Source organism: Pseudomonas sp. GW821-FHT05D12 (genome assembly GCF_059419825.1).
Genome location: NZ_JBWKSN010000012.1, coordinates 175,677 through 193,264, shown reverse-complemented (window position 1 = coordinate 193,264; position 17,588 = coordinate 175,677). Strand labels below are relative to the sequence as shown.

The following is a 17,588-nucleotide window of genomic DNA, read 5'->3' as shown; positions in this document are numbered from 1 at the left end:
AGAGGATCAGAATTCATAATCGACGCTGGCGGTGAGGGTGCGCCCGGCACCTGGGATGCCGTAGAGCTGGAAGCCATCGAGGGAGGCGCCGACCTGGCTGTAATAGAACGTATTGAACACGTTGTTGAGGTTGAGGTTGACCGTGGTGTCCCTATTCACCTTGTATTGCGCGGCCAGGCTGCTGAGCCAGTAGCCGGGGGCTTTTTCATGGTCGCGGGTGTAGATCGCATTCACGCCGGAGGGGCCATTGGCGTAGCTGCTGTTGTTGTTCAAGCCGCCGACGTATTTGTTGTCGGTGTAGCGGCGCCGGCCGACGTATTGCTCGCCGTAGCTCAGGCTCAGGGCGTCGGTGACGGCATAGGTGGTCCACAGGTTGGCGGTCAGGTCAGGGACGTTCTTGGCTTCGGCGCCCTTGTTGATGCCTTTGGTCTGGGTACTCTTGAGCGCCGAGAAACCGGTGTAGGCGGTCCAGCGCGAGGTGATATTGCCTTGCAGGCCGAGTTCCACGCCGTCCACGCGCTTGGCGGGCAGGGCGCGTACCGGGGCGGATTCGCCGTCCTGGTATTCCCAGGCGTTGTCGAGTTCGGTGCGGAAAATCGCGGCGGTGACGTTAAGCATGTCGTGGGCAATGTCCCACTTGGTGCCCAACTCGTAGGTCTTGGACTTGGCCGGGCTGTAGTTGCTGGTGCTGGCCGCGCCGTAGATCTGGTTGTTGGTGGATGCGCCCAACGCCGAGGGTTGCGCTGCTTCGCTGTAGGACACATAGACGCTGCCGTTGGGCAACGGCTTGTACACCGCGCCGACCCGTCCGCTCACCGCACCGTCGGTGCTGCTGATGGTCGATTGGCCGCGTTGGCTGGTTTGCGCCCGCCAGTTGTCGTAGCGCAGCGAGCCCAGCACCTGCCACTGCTCGTTGAGGGTGACGGTGTCACCCAGGTAAATACCGGCGTTGTCGATCACCGAGCGCGGGTCGCCTTCGCCCTTGGTTACGTAGGTGCTGGCGAAGCTGTGGCTGGGCTCGCTCATGTCGAAGAACAGGTTGCCTGCCGGCACTTCGGCGTTGCGCTTCAGCCCGCCGTAGGTCTCGTGGTAGAACTCGAGACCCGAGACCACCGCGTGCTGCAGGCTTGCTGTGTTGAACTTGAAGCTGAAGTCGGTCTGGTTATCCAGGATGGTGTAGCGCTTGGACAAGCCAAAGTCGCTGCCGCGCAGGATGCCGTAGGCGGTGTTGCTGTTGTTCACGTAGTCGGTGTAGGCATTCACCGTGCTACCTGGTACTTGGCTGATCGGGCCTACACCGGTGTAGCCCAAAGTCGCACAACGGGCGCCGGTGCAGGTTTTGTTGCCATTCGCGTCGGCGGCAAAAAAACGCGCCGGGGAGAGCACGGCGAAGTTGTCGCTGCGTTCCCAGCGAGTCTGGTTGCGCAGGTTGGCTTCATTCCAGTCGAAGTCGTGCTCCAGGCGGGCAGTCAGCGAGGTGGTTTTGTTTTGCTGGGTGTAGAGGCTGGAGTCGCCGTACCAGTTCGAGCGTTTCACCCCGGGCATGCGGTCGCCGTCGGTGCCCCGCTGGATCGGCACGCCGCCGTCCGGGGTGTTGGTGTCTTTCTGGTAGAAAGTGTCGATGAACAGGCGCGTGTCGGTGCCCAGGCCGAAGCCGAACGAGGTGGCGATGCCCCAGCGGTCGTAGTCCACGTCGTCGCGCTCGGCCACCTGGTTGTAGTGTTTCATCAGGTTGATGCGTACGGCGGTGGTGTCGTTCAGTTGCTTGTTCAGGTCGGCCGTGAGCCGGCGATAGCTGTCGGTGCCGATCCCGACTGAGACCTTGTTGGCATCGCCCAGGTGCGCTTCCTTGCTGACCAGGTTGACACTGCCGCCCACCGCAGAAACCCCGGACTCGATGGAGCCGGTGCCCTTGAACACTTCGGCCTGTTGCAGGTTGAAGGTGTCGGTACGGGTCGACATGCCGGCATCGCGCACGCCGTCGACGGTCAGGCTCTGCTCCGAAGAAAAGCCCCGGATCGAGAACAGATCGCCCCAGCCCAGGTTGCCCTCGCCAGACATGAAGGTAATGCCCGGCACGTTGCGCAACACTTCCTGCAGGGTCTGCGCGTTCTGCTCCTTGAGCACCTGCTGCGGCACGATGGTCACGCTTTGCGGCGCGTCCAGCAGCGGCTGGCTGATTTTCGCCGAGGTCACCCGGTCCACTTTGAAGGTGGAGGTGGCTTCACCGTCGACCTTGATTTCCGGCAGGCTCAGCACCGAGCCACTGGTCGTGGCGGCTGTCGTATCGGCCAAGGCGGTCGGGGCGACGCCGCCAGCCGCGAGGAAACCGAACATCGGCGCCAGGGTACTGTGCAACGTATGACGGTGAGGGGTGGGCAATGACATAGGCAGTGATCCGAGTCTAAATTACAATTACTCTCATTTAGGTTCGGTAGTCTAAAGAGCGATTCCGCCTGCCATACCGGGGCTTTGTATCGCTGATGCGTGATTATGGTTTCCTACAACATTCCATTACATTTGCCTGCACTGCTGGCTGAACTTTCGGCTATCTCCTGCGTTTTGAGTTTTCGGATCGACTGCCCATGGCCAAGCAAGACCACCTGCTGATCGTTGATGACGACCCGCAAATCCGCCAATTGCTCTGCGACTACCTGAGCGACGCCGGTTTCCAGGTATCCACCGCCGCCGACGGCAAGGAAATGCGCCGCCGCCTGGCGCTGAACGTGATTGACCTGATCGTGCTCGACCTGATGCTGCCGGGTGAAGACGGCCTGAGCCTGTGCCGCGAACTGCGGGTCAGCTCCAACACGCCGGTGGTCATGCTCACGGCCAAGGGCTCGTTGATCGACCGCATCGTCGGCCTGGAGATCGGCGCCGATGACTACCTGCCCAAGCCGTTCGACCCGCGTGAGTTGCTGGTACGGATCAAGGTCGTGCTGCGACGCGTGCAGAGTTTTCCGGATCGCGCGCGCCTGGACGAGGCGCCGAGCATTCGCTTCGCCGGCTGGCAGCTCGACACGCGGGCGCGACAGTTGCTGTCGCCGCAAGGCGTGGTGGTGAGCCTGGGCAACTCGGATTACCGCGTGTTGCGCCTGCTGTTGCAGCACCCCAACCGCCCGTTGAGCCGCGACTTTTTGCTCAACCACGTGTTCGACAAGGACAGCACGCCGTTCGACCGCTCCATCGACGTGTGCGTCAGCCGCCTGCGCTCGCAACTGCCGGCGGGGCTGATCAAGACCGTGCGCAACGAGGGTTACATGCTCACCGCCGATGACGTGGTGCTGGAATCGTGAGACTGCTGCCGCGCTCGCTATTCGGGCGGCTGGTGCTGATCCTGGTCAGCGGCATGCTCGCGGCCCAGGCCCTGACCAGCAGCATCTGGTACGACCGGCGGCATGGCCAGGTGCTGGAAATCCCTGCGCGGCTGATCGCCACTCGGCTGGCGGATGTGGTGCGGCTGGTGCACAGCGATCCGCAGCAGGCGGACCTGCTGATCAAAATGCTCGATACGCCGAACTTCCGCCTGACCCTGAGCGATCAGGCCAGCAGCACCCCCAGTACCCTCAACGATGCCGACCGGCCTACCGAGCGCTTGATCAAAAAGGTGTTGTCGCAGAAGACCGGCTACGCCCAGACCCTGGTGCTATTGCGCCTTTCCCTGGTGGATGGCGAAGGGCAAAGCGCCGGCCTCTCGACACTGCTCAGCTCCCAACCGGTGGTGGGGCAATTCTTGATCGACCTGCGTCTGCCCGATGGGCGCTGGTTGCAGGTGGATGCCAGTGAAGAGCAGGGCTGGACCAGTACCTCGCCGCTGGACCTGCTGTTCGACTACGTGATGCGCATCTATTTGTTGCGCGTGTTGGTGCTGGTGGTGATTGCCCTGGTGGCGGTGCGCCTGGCCATCCGTCCGCTCAATGCGCTGGCCAAGGCCGCCGAAGCCCTGGGGCGTGATATCCAGCGTCCGCCGCTGTCGGAGGATGGCCCCACCGAAGTGCGCCGCGCCGCCCAGGCCTTCAACGCGATGCAGCAACGGCTGATTGCCAACATCGCCGAGCGCACGCGTTTTCTTGCGGCGATTTCCCACGACTTGCGTTCACCGATCACACGCCTGCGCCTGCGTACCGAGATGCTCGATGACCCTCGCACCCAGGAGCGTTTTCGCAGCGACCTCGAAGAAATGGAGCACATGGTCTCCAGCACCCTGGATTTTGCCAGCAGCGGTGAAATCAACGAGACGCGGCAGAACATCGACATCAATGCCTTGCTGCAAAGCTTGCAGGCGGACTTGCAGGATGTGGGCGAAAGCGTGCGCATCGAAGGTCGTGCCAGGCAACCGTTTCCGGGGTACGCGCGCAGCCTCAAGCGTTGCGTGCAGAACCTGCTGGAAAACGCGGTGCGTTATGGTCGCGACGTGGTGGTGCGGGTCGAGGACCAGGCGGACAGTTTGAAGATCATCATCCGCGACCGAGGGCCGGGGATTCCCCAGGAACAACTGGAGCAGGTGATGGAGCCGTTCTACCGCGTGGAGGGTTCACGCAATGCCGAGACGGGCGGGTATGGGCTGGGGTTGAGCATTGCGCACACCATTGCCCGGGCGCACGAGGGACGGTTGAGCTTGAGCAATCGGGACGGCGGGGGGCTTGAGGTGGTGTTGCAGTTTCAACACAAACCCTGACGTGCTAACTCAACCTGGAGGAGCCGGCTTGTCGGCGACAGCGATGTTGGGGACGCCATCGCCGGCAAGTCGGTTCCTGCAGGATCAGGGCATCAAGCCCCGTGGCACTTCTTGAATTTCTTCTCGCTGCCGCACGGGCAAGGATCGTTGCGGCCGACGTCCTTCAACGCGTTGCGCACCGGCTCCTGGTGAGCGTGGCCGCAGTTCGGGCCGTGGACATGACCGTGGTCGTGATCGTGGTGATCGTGGTGATCATGATCGTGGTTGCAGTCAGGACCATGGACATGGGGTTGCTGAGTCATCGATGTCGCTCCGGAATAAAATCGCCGGGGATTATCTCGCCATTGTGGTTCACCTGCACGTCATAACCGATGAATAATCCGGTTTTCAGCTCACCCTCCAGGCGATAAGGCACGGGTTTGTCGGGATTTTTCAGCATCTGCACGACATCGCGGATCTGCGGCCAGAGGTTGGTGCGCACCGACACCTTGAAAAACGCGTGGCCCCGGGGCGGCACGGTCAGCCATTCGTTGGACTCACCTTCGGTCAGCACAAAATCGCCGAGGCTGACCTTGTAGATCAGGCCGCGCACCGTCAGGTCGGCGTCGTCGCGGTTGTCCACGCGAAAGTACAGCTTGAATTTCTGCTCGAGCAACTTGGCCCGCACCACTTCGACTTTCACCAGCGAGACGTGGGGCGGCGGCGCATCGTCTTCGAACCAGGACGCGCAGCCGGTGAGGCCGAGGGTCAACGCCAGCATCAAGCTGTACATCCGAAGCATGGCGTTATCCATCCTGTGTAGGAGCGAGCTTGCTCGCGAAGGTCGTCAACGATGACGCGCTAAGCCTGACACACAAAGGTGCCCCCGGGGTTTTCGCGAGCAAGCCCGCGCTTGCAGGTCAGAGGTAGCTGGAACAACACTTCTTGAATTTCTGCCCACTGCCGCACAGGCAGGCATCGTTGCGTCCGGCCTTCACTTCCACTGTCGGGTCGATGAAGTACCAGCGCCCTTCATTCTGTACGAAAGAAGACTGCTCGCGGTGGCTATGTTCGCCGGTGCTGTCGTGCCAACGCGCGGTAAAGGTCACAAAGGCATGTTCTGGCTGGCCGCCGAACACCTCCGAGTTTTCGACTTCCAGGCCGAGCCAGGTGCTCTGGGCGCTCCAGGCAGCGATGGCGTCGCGGTCGAGGCCGGCCTGTTGCGCGGGCAGAGTGGTGGCCACCAGGTAGTCCACCAGGCCCAGCACATAGGCGCTGTAGCGTGAACGCATCAGGGCGCTGGCGCACGGGGCCGGGTGCCCGGCGTGATAATGGCCGCAGCAGGCATCCAGCAGGTTGCCACTGCCGCAGGGGCAAATGGATGTACTCATCGGGTTACCACCAATACTTTCCGAAATTTTCCGGGTTGGCCCAGAAGCGGGCATTGAGCCAGTCCGGCACCTGTTTATAGTCAAGCAGATCGTAGGTAAACAGCGTCAGAACCTGTTCATCGCGCTGGAAACGCTCGCCGGCCTGCAGGGCCAGGGAGAAGAAGTCGGTGTCTTTCCAGTCGCATGCGCCCAGGTCCACCAGCACGGCAATGCGGCTGGCGTTGAGGTTGCGAATGCCACCGAGCAAGGTCAGGCCTTGCGGTTTTGACAGGTGCTCCAGGCAGTCGACCACCAGCGCCAGGTCAAAACGCTGCGCCGCAAGTTCCGCCGGCAGGGCGCCGGGGGCTGCCACGGACACCTGGGTATCCGGGTGCGCGGCTTGAAACGCGTCCAGCGCCGGAAACTGACTGGCGCCCAATAACAGCAGGCGTTTGGGCTGGTGCAGATCCAGCAAGGCAGCCAAGGCTTGCTGGGGCGTACGGGAAGAAATGCCAGCGGTCATCAGAGATCCTCACATCAAGACGCTAGAGACTAGCGCGGCTGAGCGTGCGGGCCTAGAGCGGGTGGCTGCGAAAAGTCCGACGAGAACGACGATCCCTAACAAATACGGGGGCGTGGCGTAGTGGCGCAGTTGAAAAGAGCGGTCTTTACTCCACCCATCGGCCCCCGCCGATCCCCTCAGGAGAAAGTCAGATGAGCATCATGCGGACAGCTCTACCCTTGGTTCTGCTCACCGGGTTATTGACAGGTTGCGCAGGCTTGCAAAAAACCGATTGGCCGACCTGCGCTGCCGTTGGCGGTGTGACCGGCGCGGCGATCGGCGCCACGGAAAGCTCGGCCTATGCAGGCTATGGCGCCTTGCTGGTCGGCGGCATGGCCGGCGCCTATTGCTGGGTGCACGGTGATGGCGACGAGGACGGCGATGGTGTGCCGGACAGCCGTGACAAGTGCCCGCACACGCCAAAAGGCGTGCAGGTCGATGCCAATGGCTGCCCACCGGTGCCGCCGGCTGCGGTGGTTGAGGAAGTGGTGGTGGTCAAGGAAGAAACCATCGTGATTCGCGATGTGCACTTCGAGTTCGACTCGGCCAGGCTGACCGCTGCCGATAAAACCAAGCTCGACACCATTGCCACGCGCCTGAAACAGGAAGCCCCGAGTGCTCAACTGCGGGTCAGCGGGCATACCGACAGCGTCGGCAAGGATGCCTACAACCAGAAACTCTCGGAAAAACGTGCTCACTCGGTCACCGATTACCTGATCGGCGCCGGCGTGCCGCGCAGTGCCTTTGTGTCTGTAACGGGGGCGGGCGAAAGCCATCCGGTTGCCGACAACAAAACCGCTGAAGGTCGTGCCTTGAACCGTCGTACGGAAATCCAGATCAACCGCTGACAAACCTTGCCCCTGTGGGATCCACAGGGGCATTGCCGCGCGCCTCGCCTGCACCTCTCCCTGCACAAGTTTTTTGATGCTTCACTGGCAAATCGCCTGTAGAAGTCGTTACTGTGCGTCCAAAGAAAAATTCGAAATCAGTCAGGAGCCCCATGATGCGTAAGGTTTTACTGTTGGCCGCGTTGGTCAGCCCCGTCGCCCTGGCCCAGAGCGTCAGTGTTGAGACCAATTCATTGATGCGCCTGCCCAACAGCACCAGCGTGTTGCAACTGGAGCGTCTGGAGGTAGCGGACTACGGCACCTTGCTGATCCCGGCCACCATCAGCCAGGTCACGGTGGATGAGCTGCACCTGGGCCGCGATGCGCGGATTGCGATTGTCCCCGGCGGCACCGTGCTGCAACTGCAGGTGCGCCATGCGCAGTTGGACCACGGCAGCCAGATCACTTCGCGGGGCGCGCCGGGCACCCATGAAAAACCGGCCAAGGCCGGGCGAGACCTGACCTTGCGGATCAATTCACTGGTGGCTGAAGAGCTGTCGGTGGATGCCCGTGGCGGCGCGGGCGCCCAAGGGTATGCCGGGCTGGATGGTGCCAACGGCGTGGACCCGGGTTGCACCTGGGGTTCGGCCGGGCGTGGCGCCAACGGTGACAATGGCGGCGACGGCTTGCCGGGCGCTGCGGGCGCGCAGGTGCGGGTCGAGTTGCCGCAGGACTTCCCGGCCCAACAGATCAAGGTCTGGGTCGACGGCGGTGCCGGCGGTCTGGCTGGCACGGCGGGCAAGCCTGGCAAAGGTGGCGAGTCCAAGGGCTGCCTGGTGTACCGCGCCGACGGCGGCGAGAAGGGCCGCCCAGGGCTGGAAGGGCAACCAGGGCCAGCAGGGCCTGCGGGCACTGTGACCGTACAGCGTCTGTAACACCTCTAATGTGGCGAGCGGGCTTGTCCCGCGTTGGGCTGCGCAGCGGCCCCAAACCCAAACACCTCGGTTTGCCTGAAACAACGCACCGATTCCTGGAGGGGCCGCTTCGCAGCCCAACGCGGGACAAGCCCGCTCGCCACAGGGGGCTTGGCCGGCCTCAGAACATCGGCCGGGCCGACGCGATTGCCACCACCACCAGTCCCACGATCAAGTTGATCCCGACCAATTTGCGGATCTGCCCCAGCGCGGCCGCGCCTGCCGGCCAGTCTTCAGCCGCCACTGCCTTGCGCAATTCCGGGAATTTCAACGCCTGGATACGGATAAACAGCGCCGTCATCACCAGGTACAACCCCATCATCACCTGCACGTAGCGCGGCGCGGTTTCAAAGCCACTGAAGCGCAGTTGCAACAGGCCGATGCCGCTGATCGGCAAAACCAGCACCGCCACCCACACCCACACGAAAAAACGTTGAAACACATTTGCCCACAACTTGAGCCGTGCGGGGCCCTCAAGTGCCGCCACGGCGGCGGGGCGCAGGATCATCCAGGCGAAAAACATACCGCCGACCCATACCAGGGCGGCCAATACATGCAGGGTGTAAGCGAGGCTAAACGCGGTCATTGTGGTACTCCGTTCTGCGCGGGATTAATTAGCGGGGTATGATAGCGGCCGATCCGAACCACTGAAAATTTATCCAGCGTTTTTTGCGCCCGACTATCCATGATCAGCACTGAACTCAAAACCACGATCCAGGGCGCCTATTCGCGTTTTCTCGAAGCCAAGAGCTTGAAACCGCGCTACGGCCAACGCCTGATGATCGCCGAAGTGGCCAAGGTCCTCGGGGATATCGACGTCGACGACGAAGGCCGCCGCGAAGGTGAGCCCGCCGTCGTGGCCGTCGAAGCCGGCACCGGTACCGGCAAGACCGTGGCCTACAGCCTGGCCGCGATCCCCACCGCCAAGGCCGCCGGCAAGCGCCTGGTGATCGCCACTGCGACTGTCGCCCTGCAGGAGCAGATCGTCTACAAAGACCTGCCCGACCTGATGCGCAACAGCGGCCTGAACTTTACGTTCGCCCTGGCCAAGGGCCGTGGGCGCTACATGTGCCTGTCCAAACTCGATGTGCTGCTGCAGGAAGGCCATGCGCAAACCGCCACGGCGCAGCTGTTCGAAGAAGAAGGCTTCAAGATCGAAGTTGATGAAGCCAGCCAGAAGCTGTTCACCAGCATGATCGAGAAACTGGCCGGGAATAAATGGGACGGCGACCGCGACAGCTGGCCCACCGCGCTTGAAGATTCCGACTGGGCGCGCCTGACCACCGACCACAGCCAGTGCACCAACCGCCATTGCCCCAACTTCGGCCAGTGCGCCTTCTATAAGGCCCGCGAAGGCATGGGCAAGGTCGACGTGATCGTCACCAACCACGACATGGTCCTGGCCGACCTGGCCCTGGGCGGCGGCGCCGTGCTGCCGGACCCGCGCGATACGCTCTACGTATTCGACGAGGGCCATCACCTGCCGGACAAGGCCATCGGCCACTTCGCCCATTACACGCGCCTGCGCTCCACCGCCGACTGGCTGGAAACCACCGCCAAGAACCTGACCAAACTGCTCGCCCAGCATCCGCTGCCCGGCGACCTGGGCAAGTTGATCGAACAAGTGCCGGAGCTGGCGCGCGAGATCAAGACCCAGCAGCAATTCATGTTCAGCGCCTGCGAGCAGGTCGCTGACTTCAAGCCCGGTGAAGACGTGGAGGGGCGCGAGCGTCCACGCCACCGTTTTGTCGGCGGGCTGATCCCCGAGCACATGCGCGAAATGGGCATCGAGCTGAAAAAAGGCTTCTCGCGCCTGACCGACCTGTTTACCCGCCTGACCGACCTGCTCAAGGAAGGCATGGACGGCGAGGTCAACATCGGCATCGCCAGCAACCAGGCCGAGGAGTGGTACCCGCTGTTCGGCAGCCTGTTGTCGCGTTCCCAGGGCAACTGGGAGTTGTGGACCGCGTTTACCGTCGAAGACCCGGAAGACAACCCGCCGATGGCCCGCTGGCTGACCCTGTCGGAAAGCGGCGCGCTGTTCGACATCGAGGTCAACGCCAGCCCGATCCTCGCGGCCGAAATGCTGCGCCGCAACCTCTGGAACGTGGCCTACGGCTGCCTGGTGACGTCGGCGACGCTGACCGCCCTGGGCACTTTCGACCGCTTCCGCATGCGTGCCGGCCTGCCGAAAAAAGCCGTCACGGCCGTGGTGCCGAGCCCGTTCCATCACGCCGACGCCGGCGTGTTGCGCGTGCCCGACCTCAAGGCCGACCCTCGGGATGCGGCGGCGCACACTGCTGCGATCATCCGCGACCTGCCGGAACTGGTGGAAGGCTCGCGCGGCACGCTGGTGCTGTTTTCGTCACGCAAACAGATGCAGGACGTGTTCGACGGCCTCGACCGCGACTGGCGCAAGCAGGTGTTTATCCAGGGCAACCTGTCCAAGCAGGAAACCCTCAACAAGCACAAGGCGCGCGTCGATGGCGGCGATTCCAGCGTGCTGTTCGGCCTGGCAAGCTTCGCCGAAGGCGTGGACTTGCCCGGTGCCTACTGCGAACACGTGGTGATCGCCAAGATCCCGTTCTCGGTGCCGGATGATCCGGTCGAGGCGGCGTTGGCCGAATGGATCGAGGCGCGCGGCGGCAACCCGTTCATGGAAATCTCGGTGCCGGATGCGTCCCTGAAACTGGTGCAGGCCTGCGGTCGCTTGCTGCGCACCGAAGAAGACCGGGGCACCATCACCTTGCTTGACCGCCGCCTGGTTACCCAGCGCTATGGCAAGGCTATCCTGAATGCCTTGCCGCCGTTCAGGCGCGAAATTTCTTAAGCCACTGTGGGCGAATTCGCCCACTTCGTGGTCTATCTGACTGCCAACGCTTTACGTCATCAGGCCATTCATCGGCCGTTTGGGAGAACCTTGTTCGTATGATTCGCACGCTGCCCGCCCTTTTTGCCCTGCTGTTCGCCGCGCCCTTGATGGCCGCGCCTGCCGGGCAACAGACATTGTTCAACTTCGTCCGGCCTGCCGATGTGGTCAAGGTGGCGACCCAGGACGCCAGCCTGCCGCAATACAATGCCGAACAAACCCCCGAAGGCGAGGTGCTGCGCCGCATCACCTTCAATCCGGCCGCCGAGCCGAGCCTGGTGCTCAGCCCGCAGACCGGTGTGTGGGACTGGTCACAGTCCGGCGCCATGAGCCTGCGCATCCAGAGCGCGATGGACTGGGCGCTGACGCTCTACGTCAAGGTGCAGAGCGCCGACGGCAAGACATTGGTCAGCCGCATCGACCTGCCGGCCGGCCCGGTGCAGACCCTGCTGGTGCCGCTGCAAGCCAATTCCCCGTTGAGCCAGGGCATGAAGGCCGGCCCGCCGATGCCGATCACCGTGGACGGCCAGCGCGTGCTGCTCGCCGCCAGCACCGGGGCAATCGACCGCAGCCAGGTGGTCTCGGTGACCCTGTCGATGATCAAGCCTGTCGCCGCGCAGAGCATCCTGCTGGAGCGCTTTGGCGTGCAGGACAGCGAGCCGGTGTTGAAAGCAGCCTACAGCGAACTCGTGGATGCCTATGGCCAGTCCACCCGTGCGCGTTGGCCGGAAAAAGTCAGCAGCGACGAGCAACTCAAGGCGGCCGCCGCCAAGGAGCAGCAACAGCTCAAGGGCTGGCTGGCCGAGCGGGATAAATCCTCGCTGGATCAGTATGGCGGCTGGAACAAAGGCCCGGCGTTCGACGCCAGCGGCTTCTTCCGCACCGAAAAACGCGACGGTCGCTGGTACCTGGTGACGCCGGAAGGCCACCCGTTCTACTCCCTGGGCGTGAATACCGTGGCGGCGGACAACAACCAGACCTACGTGGCCGGGCGTGAATGGATGTTTGCCGCGCTGCCCAAGGCCGGCGAGCCCTTCGACAAGTACTACGGCCGTGGCGACAACCGTGGCGGCAACGGCGCCGATCAGGGCCGGGGCTTCAACGTCGGGCGCTGGTACGACTTCTATGGCGCGAACCTGCAGCGCACCTATGACACCGATGGTTTCGACCAGAAACGCTGGGTCAGCCACACCCTCGACCGCCTGCAAGCCTGGGGTTTCAATACCGTGGGCAACTGGAGCGAGCCGGACCTGGCCACTGCCGACCGCGTGCCGTATACCTTGCCACTGTCGATCGTCGGCGATTACGCCAGCATCAGCACCGGTACTGACTGGTGGGGCGGCATGCCTGACCCGTTCGACCCGCGTTTCGCGATGGCCACCGAACGCGCCGTGGCCATCGCGGCCCGTGACCACCGCGATGACCCTTGGCTGATCGGCTTCTTTGCCGACAACGAACTGGCCTGGGCAGGCCCCGGTGATGACCCGAAATCGCGCTACGCCCTGGCCTACGGCACGCTGCGCATGACCACCGACGTACCGGCCAAGCGCGCGTTCCTCAAGCAACTGCGCGACAAGTACCGGAATGAAGAAGGCCTGTCGAAAGCCTGGGGCATCGACCTGGCGGGCTGGGAGCTGATGGAAGACCCGGGCTTCGAACCGCCGATGCCGAGCCCCGAGCACCCGGAAATCGAAGCTGACTTCAAGTACTTCCAGAAAACCTTCGCCGATGCCTACTTCAAGACCATCTCCGATTCGCTGAAGTGGCACGCGCCCAACCAGCTGTTGCTGGGCGGCCGTTTTGCGGTGAGCACGCCGGAGGCCGTGGCGTCCTGCGCGCAGTATTGCGACGTGCTGAGCTTCAACATGTATACCCTCAAGCCCCAGGACGGTTATGACTTTGCCGCCCTGCGTGCCCTGGACAAGCCGGTGCTGATCACCGAATTCAACTTCGGCTCGGCCGACCGCGGCCCGTTCTGGGGTGGCGTGACGCAATTGGCCCGCGAAGAAGATCGCGGCGCGGCGTATAGCACCTTCCTCAAGCAGGCCATGGCTGAGCCATCGATTGTCGGTGTGCACTGGTTCCAGTACCTGGACCAACCGGTGACCGGTCGCTTGCTGGATGGTGAAAACGGTCACTTCGGCCTGGTCGGCATCACCGATGTACCGTTCCAGGGCTTCGTCGACAGTGTGCGCAAAAGCAACCTGGCGGCAATCGACCAACTGGGCAAGGAAGCAGAAAAAGCCAAGGCCGCCAACGCCGTGCGTGAAAGCGAAGGCGGGCGCGGTGGGCATGAAGGCAAAGGCCCGGGGCAGGGCGCCGGGCATGCGGGCGGGCACTCTGGAAATGGGCATTGATTGAGGGCTGACGGGTTCACAAAAGCCACAAGGGCTGGAACAATGTCGGCCACTTTTAACGGTGTTTTTCGAGGGCGCTCAGGTGCAGATTCAGGGTCATTACGAACTTCAGTTTGAAGCGGTACGTGAAGCGTTCGCCGCCTTGTTCGATGACCCGCAGGAGCGTGGTGCCGGGCTCTGCATCCAGATCGGCGGCGAAACCGTCGTCGACCTGTGGGCCGGTACCGCCGACAAGGATGGAGCCGAGGCCTGGCACAGCGACACTATCGTCAACCTGTTCTCCTGCACCAAGACCTTCACCGCCGTCACGGCCCTGCAATTGGTTGCCGAAGGCAAGCTGCAACTGGATGCGCCCGTCGCCAACTACTGGCCGGAATTTGCCGCTGCTGGCAAGGAAGCCATCACCCTGCGCCAACTGCTCTGCCACCAGGCGGGCTTGCCGGCGATCCGCGAGATGCTGCCCACCGAAGCCCTGTACGACTGGCAACTGATGGTCGACACCCTGGCGGCCGAAGCGCCGTGGTGGACCCCAGGCCAAGGCCACGGCTACGAGGCGATCACCTATGGTTGGCTGGTGGGTGAACTGCTGCGCCGCGCCGACGGGCGTGGGCCCGGTGAGTCCATCGTCGCCCGGGTGGCGCGGCCGCTGGGACTGGACTTTCATGTCGGCCTGGCCGATGAAGAATTTTATCGCGTCGCCCATATAGCGCGCAGCAAAGGCAATATGGGTGATGAAGCCGCACAACGCTTATTGCAAGTAATGATGCGGGAACCGACCGCCATGACTACGCGGGCATTTGCCAACCCACCGTCTATTCTGACCAGTACTAATAAACCTGAATGGCGACGCATGCAGCAGCCAGCGGCAAATGGCCACGGTAATGCACGCAGCCTGGCGGGTTTCTATAGCGGTTTGTTGGACGGTAGTTTGCTCGAAGCCGACATGCTCGAACAATTGACCCGCGAACACAGTATCGGGCCGGATAAAACATTATTGACACAAACCCGTTTTGGCCTGGGTTGTATGTTGGATCAACCGCAGCTGCCCAATGCCACCTTCGGCCTTGGCCCGCGTGCTTTCGGGCACCCTGGCGCCGGTGGTTCGGTGGGTTTTGCCGATCCGGAACATGATGTAGCGTTCGGTTTCGTGACTAATACACTGGGGCCTTACGTACTAATGGACCCACGGGCACAGAAGTTGGTCGGAATATTGGCCGGTTGTCTGTAAACCCCTTGCTGTTTCACGTTTTTTTGTTACAAAGGCAACTATAAGAAAGACGCTGAACGAAATGTTGTAACTTTAATGTTCTGTAAGCGTCTGTTTAACGGGTCATCCAGACCCCCGTTTCTTTTCTCATTTTGTGGATATCTCATGTTATCGAACAAGTCCTTGGCACTGGCGCTTTGCCTCACCATTACCGGTTGCGCACAAACTCCACAAAATGATGCCGAAGGCGGGCATTGGTGGTCATTTGGATCGGATAAAGCCGCTACCAAGGATGCAGTCGCCCAAACCGACGCCAAGCCGGATGCCAAGCCTGCTGCCGGCGCCAAGCCTGCCGCACCGGTAGCCGCCGCTGCTGCCCCGGCACCAGCCGCTGCACCTGCGCCGGTCGCCAAGGCTGACACCGGTTCCAGCTGGTGGCCGTTCTCTTCCAAGAGCGCCGACGAGAAAGCCGCTGATGCCAAGGCTGACCTGAAGGCTGCAGAACCTGCACCGACCGTTGCCAAGACCGACACCGAGACCCACTGGTGGTGGCCGTTCGAAAGCAAACCCAAGCCATTGGCCAAGGTCGACGTGACCAACGTGCCGATGCCTGACCCGAAAATCACCCAGGCCTGGCTGGACGACTATGAGCCACGCCTGCGCGCGGCCATCAAGGACAGCAACCTGCAACTGGAACGTCGTGACAATGTACTGGTGGTGATCGCCCCGGTAGACGGCTCCTACAACCCTAAGCGCCCGGCCATGTTGCTGCCGGTCACCCTGGGCCCGTTCACGCGCGTCGCCAAGGCAGTTGAAGCGGATCCGAAAACCGCCGTACTGGTACTCGGCCATGTGGATGCCACCGGCACTGCTCCGGCCAGCCAGGCGTTGACCAAGGAACGTGCGCAATCGATCGCCTCGATCTTCAGCCTCAGCGGCCTCAAGCAGGACCGCCTGATGCTGCGTGGCATGGGCGACCTTATGCCGCGTGCCGCCAACGACAGCACCCAGGGGCGTGCGCTGAACCGTCGCATGGAAATCATGTTCACTCAGCGTACAACGATGTTGGCCTTGCTGAGCAAATACCAGTCGGGCAAAACGCCGCCTGTGGCTGAGATGGTCGCCGTGCAGGATGTTCCAGCACCGGCTCCGGCCGCCAAGGCTGCGGCGAAAAAAGCGCCTGTCGCCAAGAAAGCCGCTGCCAAGCCCGCCGCCAAAAAGGCCCCGGCCAAGCCCGCTGCCAAGAAGCCGGCGCCAGCCAAGGCCGCTACTCCGGCCGCGAACGACCAGGCGAAAAACTGATCCGTTGAACCAGAAGGATAAAGCTGCATGACCCAGGCACTGGCCGATATGCGCCGTGACTACACACGGGACGGTTTGAGCGAGGCCCAGGCCCCGAGCGAACCGTTTGCGTTGTTCCACCAGTGGTTTGGCGATGCGGTGAAAACCGAGCAACCGCCGGTGGAGGCCAATGCCATGACGTTGGCCACGGTTGACCAGGACGGTCGCCCACATTGCCGCATCCTGTTGCTCAAGGGCCTGGATGCGCAGGGCTTTACCTTCTTCACCAACTATCAGAGCGCCAAGGGCGAACAGCTCGCGGCGCGGCCCTTCGCGGCCATGACCTTCTTCTGGCCGACCCTCGAGCGCCAGGTGCGCATCGAAGGGCGGGTGGTCAAGGTCACGCCTGAGGAATCGGACGCTTACTACCAGGTGCGCCCATTGGGCAGCCGCCTGGGAGCCTGGGCGTCTCCGCAGAGCCGGGTCATCCGTGATCGCGAAGAACTGCAGGACCTGCTCAAGGCCACCGAGCAGCGCTTCAGTGACAGCCAGCCCGACTGTCCCGAGCATTGGGGCGGTTACCGCCTGCTGCCCGAGCGCATCGAGTTCTGGCAAGGCCGCGCGAGCCGCCTGCATGATCGCCTGAACTACCGCCTGCAAGGGGCCGACTGGGTCCGCGAGCGCCTCGCGCCCTGAACCTCACCTTTCGTCACTTCGCCTGAATGTTGTCCGCCGCGCTCACGTCTCTATATCAGGAGGTTTGGGTTGCGTGCGGCTGCGCGGCTACAATGATGGAACAGTCGATACATCTCTTGGCACAAAGGCCAAGCTACCGTTCGTCGAGTTTTCTGTTACTGGCTGTCTGTACTCAGGCTGAATGAAAGCAATTTTCTGCGGGGCTTGCCGTGACAGGCGCCAAGCCGCAGCGTCTAATGAATACCTGTCCTTTGGAGTTGATGCTATGCGTAAGTCCGTTTTACTGGTTGCCTGCTTTACCACCCTGTCGTTGCTGTTGGGTGGCTGCGCCTCGAGTCTGACCGGCGACTCGTACTCCCGTGACGAAGCACGTCGTGTGCAGACCGTGCGCATGGGCACCATCGAATCCCTGCGTCCGGTGAAAATCGAAGGTACCAAGACCCCAATCGGCGGCGCTGCTGGCGCAGTCATCGGCGGCGTAGGCGGCAGCGCCATCGGTGGCGGCCGTGGCAGCATCGTGACTGCCGTGATCGGCGCCGTTGCCGGTGGCCTGCTGGGCTCGGCGACCGAAGAAGGCCTGACCCGCACCCAAGGTGTGGAAATCACCGTTCGTGAAGACGATGGCAGCATGCGCGCCTACGTGCAGGCCGTGCAGGAGAATGAAATCTTCCGCATCGGCGACCGCGTGCGCATCATGACCGTTGATGGCACCAGCCGCGTTACCCGCTAAGCGGTAATCGGCAGGCAAAGAAAAACCCCAACCGGGTAACCGGTTGGGGTTTTTTCAT

16 protein-coding genes are annotated in these 17,588 nt (G+C 62.5%); 10 read left to right on the top strand and 6 right to left on the bottom strand.

The window, feature by feature from the left end; all coding sequences use genetic code 11:
• Positions 1 to 6: 6 nt before the first annotated feature.
• Positions 7 to 2,388, bottom strand: coding sequence for a TonB-dependent receptor (locus AC07SI_RS22535; RefSeq protein WP_495006537.1), 2,382 nt, complete (start codon positions 2,386 to 2,388; stop codon positions 7 to 9).
• A 197-nt stretch (positions 2,389 to 2,585) separates the two neighbouring features.
• Between AC07SI_RS22535 and AC07SI_RS22530 the strand changes: the two genes are divergently transcribed.
• On the top strand, positions 2,586 to 3,296 hold the full coding sequence (locus tag AC07SI_RS22530; RefSeq protein ID WP_106804937.1) for a response regulator: 711 nt from the start codon (positions 2,586 to 2,588) through the stop codon (positions 3,294 to 3,296).
• Complete coding sequence (locus AC07SI_RS22525; protein WP_495006536.1) at positions 3,293 to 4,678, top strand: ATP-binding protein; 1,386 nt, start codon at positions 3,293 to 3,295, stop codon at positions 4,676 to 4,678. Before AC07SI_RS22530 ends, AC07SI_RS22525 begins: the two co-directional genes overlap by 4 nt.
• A gap of 92 nt (positions 4,679 to 4,770) precedes the next feature.
• Here AC07SI_RS22525 and AC07SI_RS22520 read toward each other — a convergent pair whose 3' ends face one another.
• The 4 genes from AC07SI_RS22520 to AC07SI_RS22505 all read right to left on the bottom strand — a co-directional run bounded on the left by AC07SI_RS22520 (position 4,771) and on the right by AC07SI_RS22505 (position 6,550).
• The gene (locus AC07SI_RS22520) at positions 4,771 to 4,980 is read right to left on the bottom strand and encodes an SEC-C metal-binding domain-containing protein (RefSeq protein ID WP_065890089.1); all 210 of its coding nucleotides are present in this window, start codon (positions 4,978 to 4,980) and stop codon (positions 4,771 to 4,773) included.
• The gene (locus tag AC07SI_RS22515) at positions 4,977 to 5,459 is read right to left on the bottom strand and encodes an LEA/WHy family protein (RefSeq protein WP_065903001.1); all 483 of its coding nucleotides are present in this window, start codon (positions 5,457 to 5,459) and stop codon (positions 4,977 to 4,979) included. Before AC07SI_RS22515 ends, AC07SI_RS22520 begins: the two co-directional genes overlap by 4 nt.
• A gap of 118 nt (positions 5,460 to 5,577) precedes the next feature.
• A complete protein-coding gene (locus AC07SI_RS22510) occupies positions 5,578 to 6,048 on the bottom strand; it encodes a YchJ family protein (protein ID WP_065902999.1) in 471 nt (156 codons plus the stop codon).
• A gap of 4 nt (positions 6,049 to 6,052) precedes the next feature.
• Positions 6,053 to 6,550, bottom strand: a complete 498-nt coding sequence (locus tag AC07SI_RS22505; RefSeq protein ID WP_065902997.1) for a DUF6231 family protein — start codon at positions 6,548 to 6,550, stop codon at positions 6,053 to 6,055.
• A gap of 191 nt (positions 6,551 to 6,741) precedes the next feature.
• Between AC07SI_RS22505 and AC07SI_RS22500 the strand changes: the two genes are divergently transcribed.
• Both AC07SI_RS22500 and AC07SI_RS22495 read left to right on the top strand, forming a co-directional pair.
• Complete coding sequence (locus AC07SI_RS22500; RefSeq protein ID WP_065902995.1) at positions 6,742 to 7,437, top strand: PA1041 family peptidoglycan-binding anchor lipoprotein; 696 nt, start codon at positions 6,742 to 6,744, stop codon at positions 7,435 to 7,437.
• 155 nt (positions 7,438 to 7,592) lie between these two features.
• Complete coding sequence (locus tag AC07SI_RS22495) at positions 7,593 to 8,351, top strand: collagen-like triple helix repeat-containing protein (protein ID WP_065902993.1); 759 nt, start codon at positions 7,593 to 7,595, stop codon at positions 8,349 to 8,351.
• Between the two features lie 160 nt (positions 8,352 to 8,511).
• Here AC07SI_RS22495 and AC07SI_RS22490 read toward each other — a convergent pair whose 3' ends face one another.
• Positions 8,512 to 8,976 (bottom strand): CopD family protein, encoded by a 465-nt coding sequence (locus AC07SI_RS22490; RefSeq protein ID WP_106804935.1) that lies wholly within the window; start codon positions 8,974 to 8,976, stop codon positions 8,512 to 8,514.
• A 99-nt stretch (positions 8,977 to 9,075) separates the two neighbouring features.
• Between AC07SI_RS22490 and dinG the strand changes: the two genes are divergently transcribed.
• From dinG to AC07SI_RS22460, 6 genes are all read left to right on the top strand, one after another.
• Complete coding sequence (dinG, locus tag AC07SI_RS22485; RefSeq protein ID WP_065902986.1) at positions 9,076 to 11,220, top strand: ATP-dependent DNA helicase DinG; 2,145 nt, start codon at positions 9,076 to 9,078, stop codon at positions 11,218 to 11,220.
• A gap of 98 nt (positions 11,221 to 11,318) precedes the next feature.
• Positions 11,319 to 13,616: a beta-galactosidase gene (locus AC07SI_RS22480; protein WP_495006535.1), complete on the top strand. Its 2,298-nt coding sequence runs from the start codon at positions 11,319 to 11,321 to the stop codon at positions 13,614 to 13,616.
• 82 nt (positions 13,617 to 13,698) lie between these two features.
• Positions 13,699 to 14,844, top strand: a complete 1,146-nt coding sequence (locus AC07SI_RS22475; protein WP_106805713.1) for a serine hydrolase domain-containing protein — start codon at positions 13,699 to 13,701, stop codon at positions 14,842 to 14,844.
• A gap of 144 nt (positions 14,845 to 14,988) precedes the next feature.
• The gene (locus AC07SI_RS22470) at positions 14,989 to 16,125 is read left to right on the top strand and encodes an OmpA family protein (RefSeq protein WP_495006534.1); all 1,137 of its coding nucleotides are present in this window, start codon (positions 14,989 to 14,991) and stop codon (positions 16,123 to 16,125) included.
• Between the two features lie 27 nt (positions 16,126 to 16,152).
• A complete protein-coding gene (pdxH, locus tag AC07SI_RS22465; RefSeq protein ID WP_495006533.1) occupies positions 16,153 to 16,800 on the top strand; it encodes a pyridoxamine 5'-phosphate oxidase in 648 nt (215 codons plus the stop codon).
• Between the two features lie 265 nt (positions 16,801 to 17,065).
• On the top strand, positions 17,066 to 17,530 hold the full coding sequence (locus AC07SI_RS22460) for an outer membrane lipoprotein (RefSeq protein ID WP_003189251.1): 465 nt from the start codon (positions 17,066 to 17,068) through the stop codon (positions 17,528 to 17,530).
• Positions 17,531 to 17,588: the final 58 nt, after the last annotated feature.

What these genes read in the sequence shown, in the direction of transcription:
- AC07SI_RS22520 (WP_065890089.1), bottom strand. Translation starts at nt 4,980, where the DNA reads ATGACTCAGCAACCCCATGTCCATGGTCCTGACTGCAACCACGATCAT.
- pdxH (WP_495006533.1), top strand. Translation starts at nt 16,153, where the DNA reads ATGACCCAGGCACTGGCCGATATGCGCCGTGACTACACACGGGACGGT.
- AC07SI_RS22500 (WP_065902995.1), top strand. Translation starts at nt 6,742, where the DNA reads ATGAGCATCATGCGGACAGCTCTACCCTTGGTTCTGCTCACCGGGTTA.
- AC07SI_RS22495 (WP_065902993.1), top strand. Translation starts at nt 7,593, where the DNA reads ATGCGTAAGGTTTTACTGTTGGCCGCGTTGGTCAGCCCCGTCGCCCTG.
- AC07SI_RS22515 (WP_065903001.1), bottom strand. Translation starts at nt 5,459, where the DNA reads ATGCTTCGGATGTACAGCTTGATGCTGGCGTTGACCCTCGGCCTCACC.
- AC07SI_RS22480 (WP_495006535.1), top strand. Translation starts at nt 11,319, where the DNA reads ATGATTCGCACGCTGCCCGCCCTTTTTGCCCTGCTGTTCGCCGCGCCC.
- AC07SI_RS22530 (WP_106804937.1), top strand. Translation starts at nt 2,586, where the DNA reads ATGGCCAAGCAAGACCACCTGCTGATCGTTGATGACGACCCGCAAATC.
- AC07SI_RS22505 (WP_065902997.1), bottom strand. Translation starts at nt 6,550, where the DNA reads ATGACCGCTGGCATTTCTTCCCGTACGCCCCAGCAAGCCTTGGCTGCC.
- AC07SI_RS22470 (WP_495006534.1), top strand. Translation starts at nt 14,989, where the DNA reads ATGTTATCGAACAAGTCCTTGGCACTGGCGCTTTGCCTCACCATTACC.
- AC07SI_RS22460 (WP_003189251.1), top strand. Translation starts at nt 17,066, where the DNA reads ATGCGTAAGTCCGTTTTACTGGTTGCCTGCTTTACCACCCTGTCGTTG.
- AC07SI_RS22535 (WP_495006537.1), bottom strand. Translation starts at nt 2,388, where the DNA reads ATGTCATTGCCCACCCCTCACCGTCATACGTTGCACAGTACCCTGGCG.
- dinG (WP_065902986.1), top strand. Translation starts at nt 9,076, where the DNA reads ATGATCAGCACTGAACTCAAAACCACGATCCAGGGCGCCTATTCGCGT.
- AC07SI_RS22510 (WP_065902999.1), bottom strand. Translation starts at nt 6,048, where the DNA reads ATGAGTACATCCATTTGCCCCTGCGGCAGTGGCAACCTGCTGGATGCC.
- AC07SI_RS22490 (WP_106804935.1), bottom strand. Translation starts at nt 8,976, where the DNA reads ATGACCGCGTTTAGCCTCGCTTACACCCTGCATGTATTGGCCGCCCTG.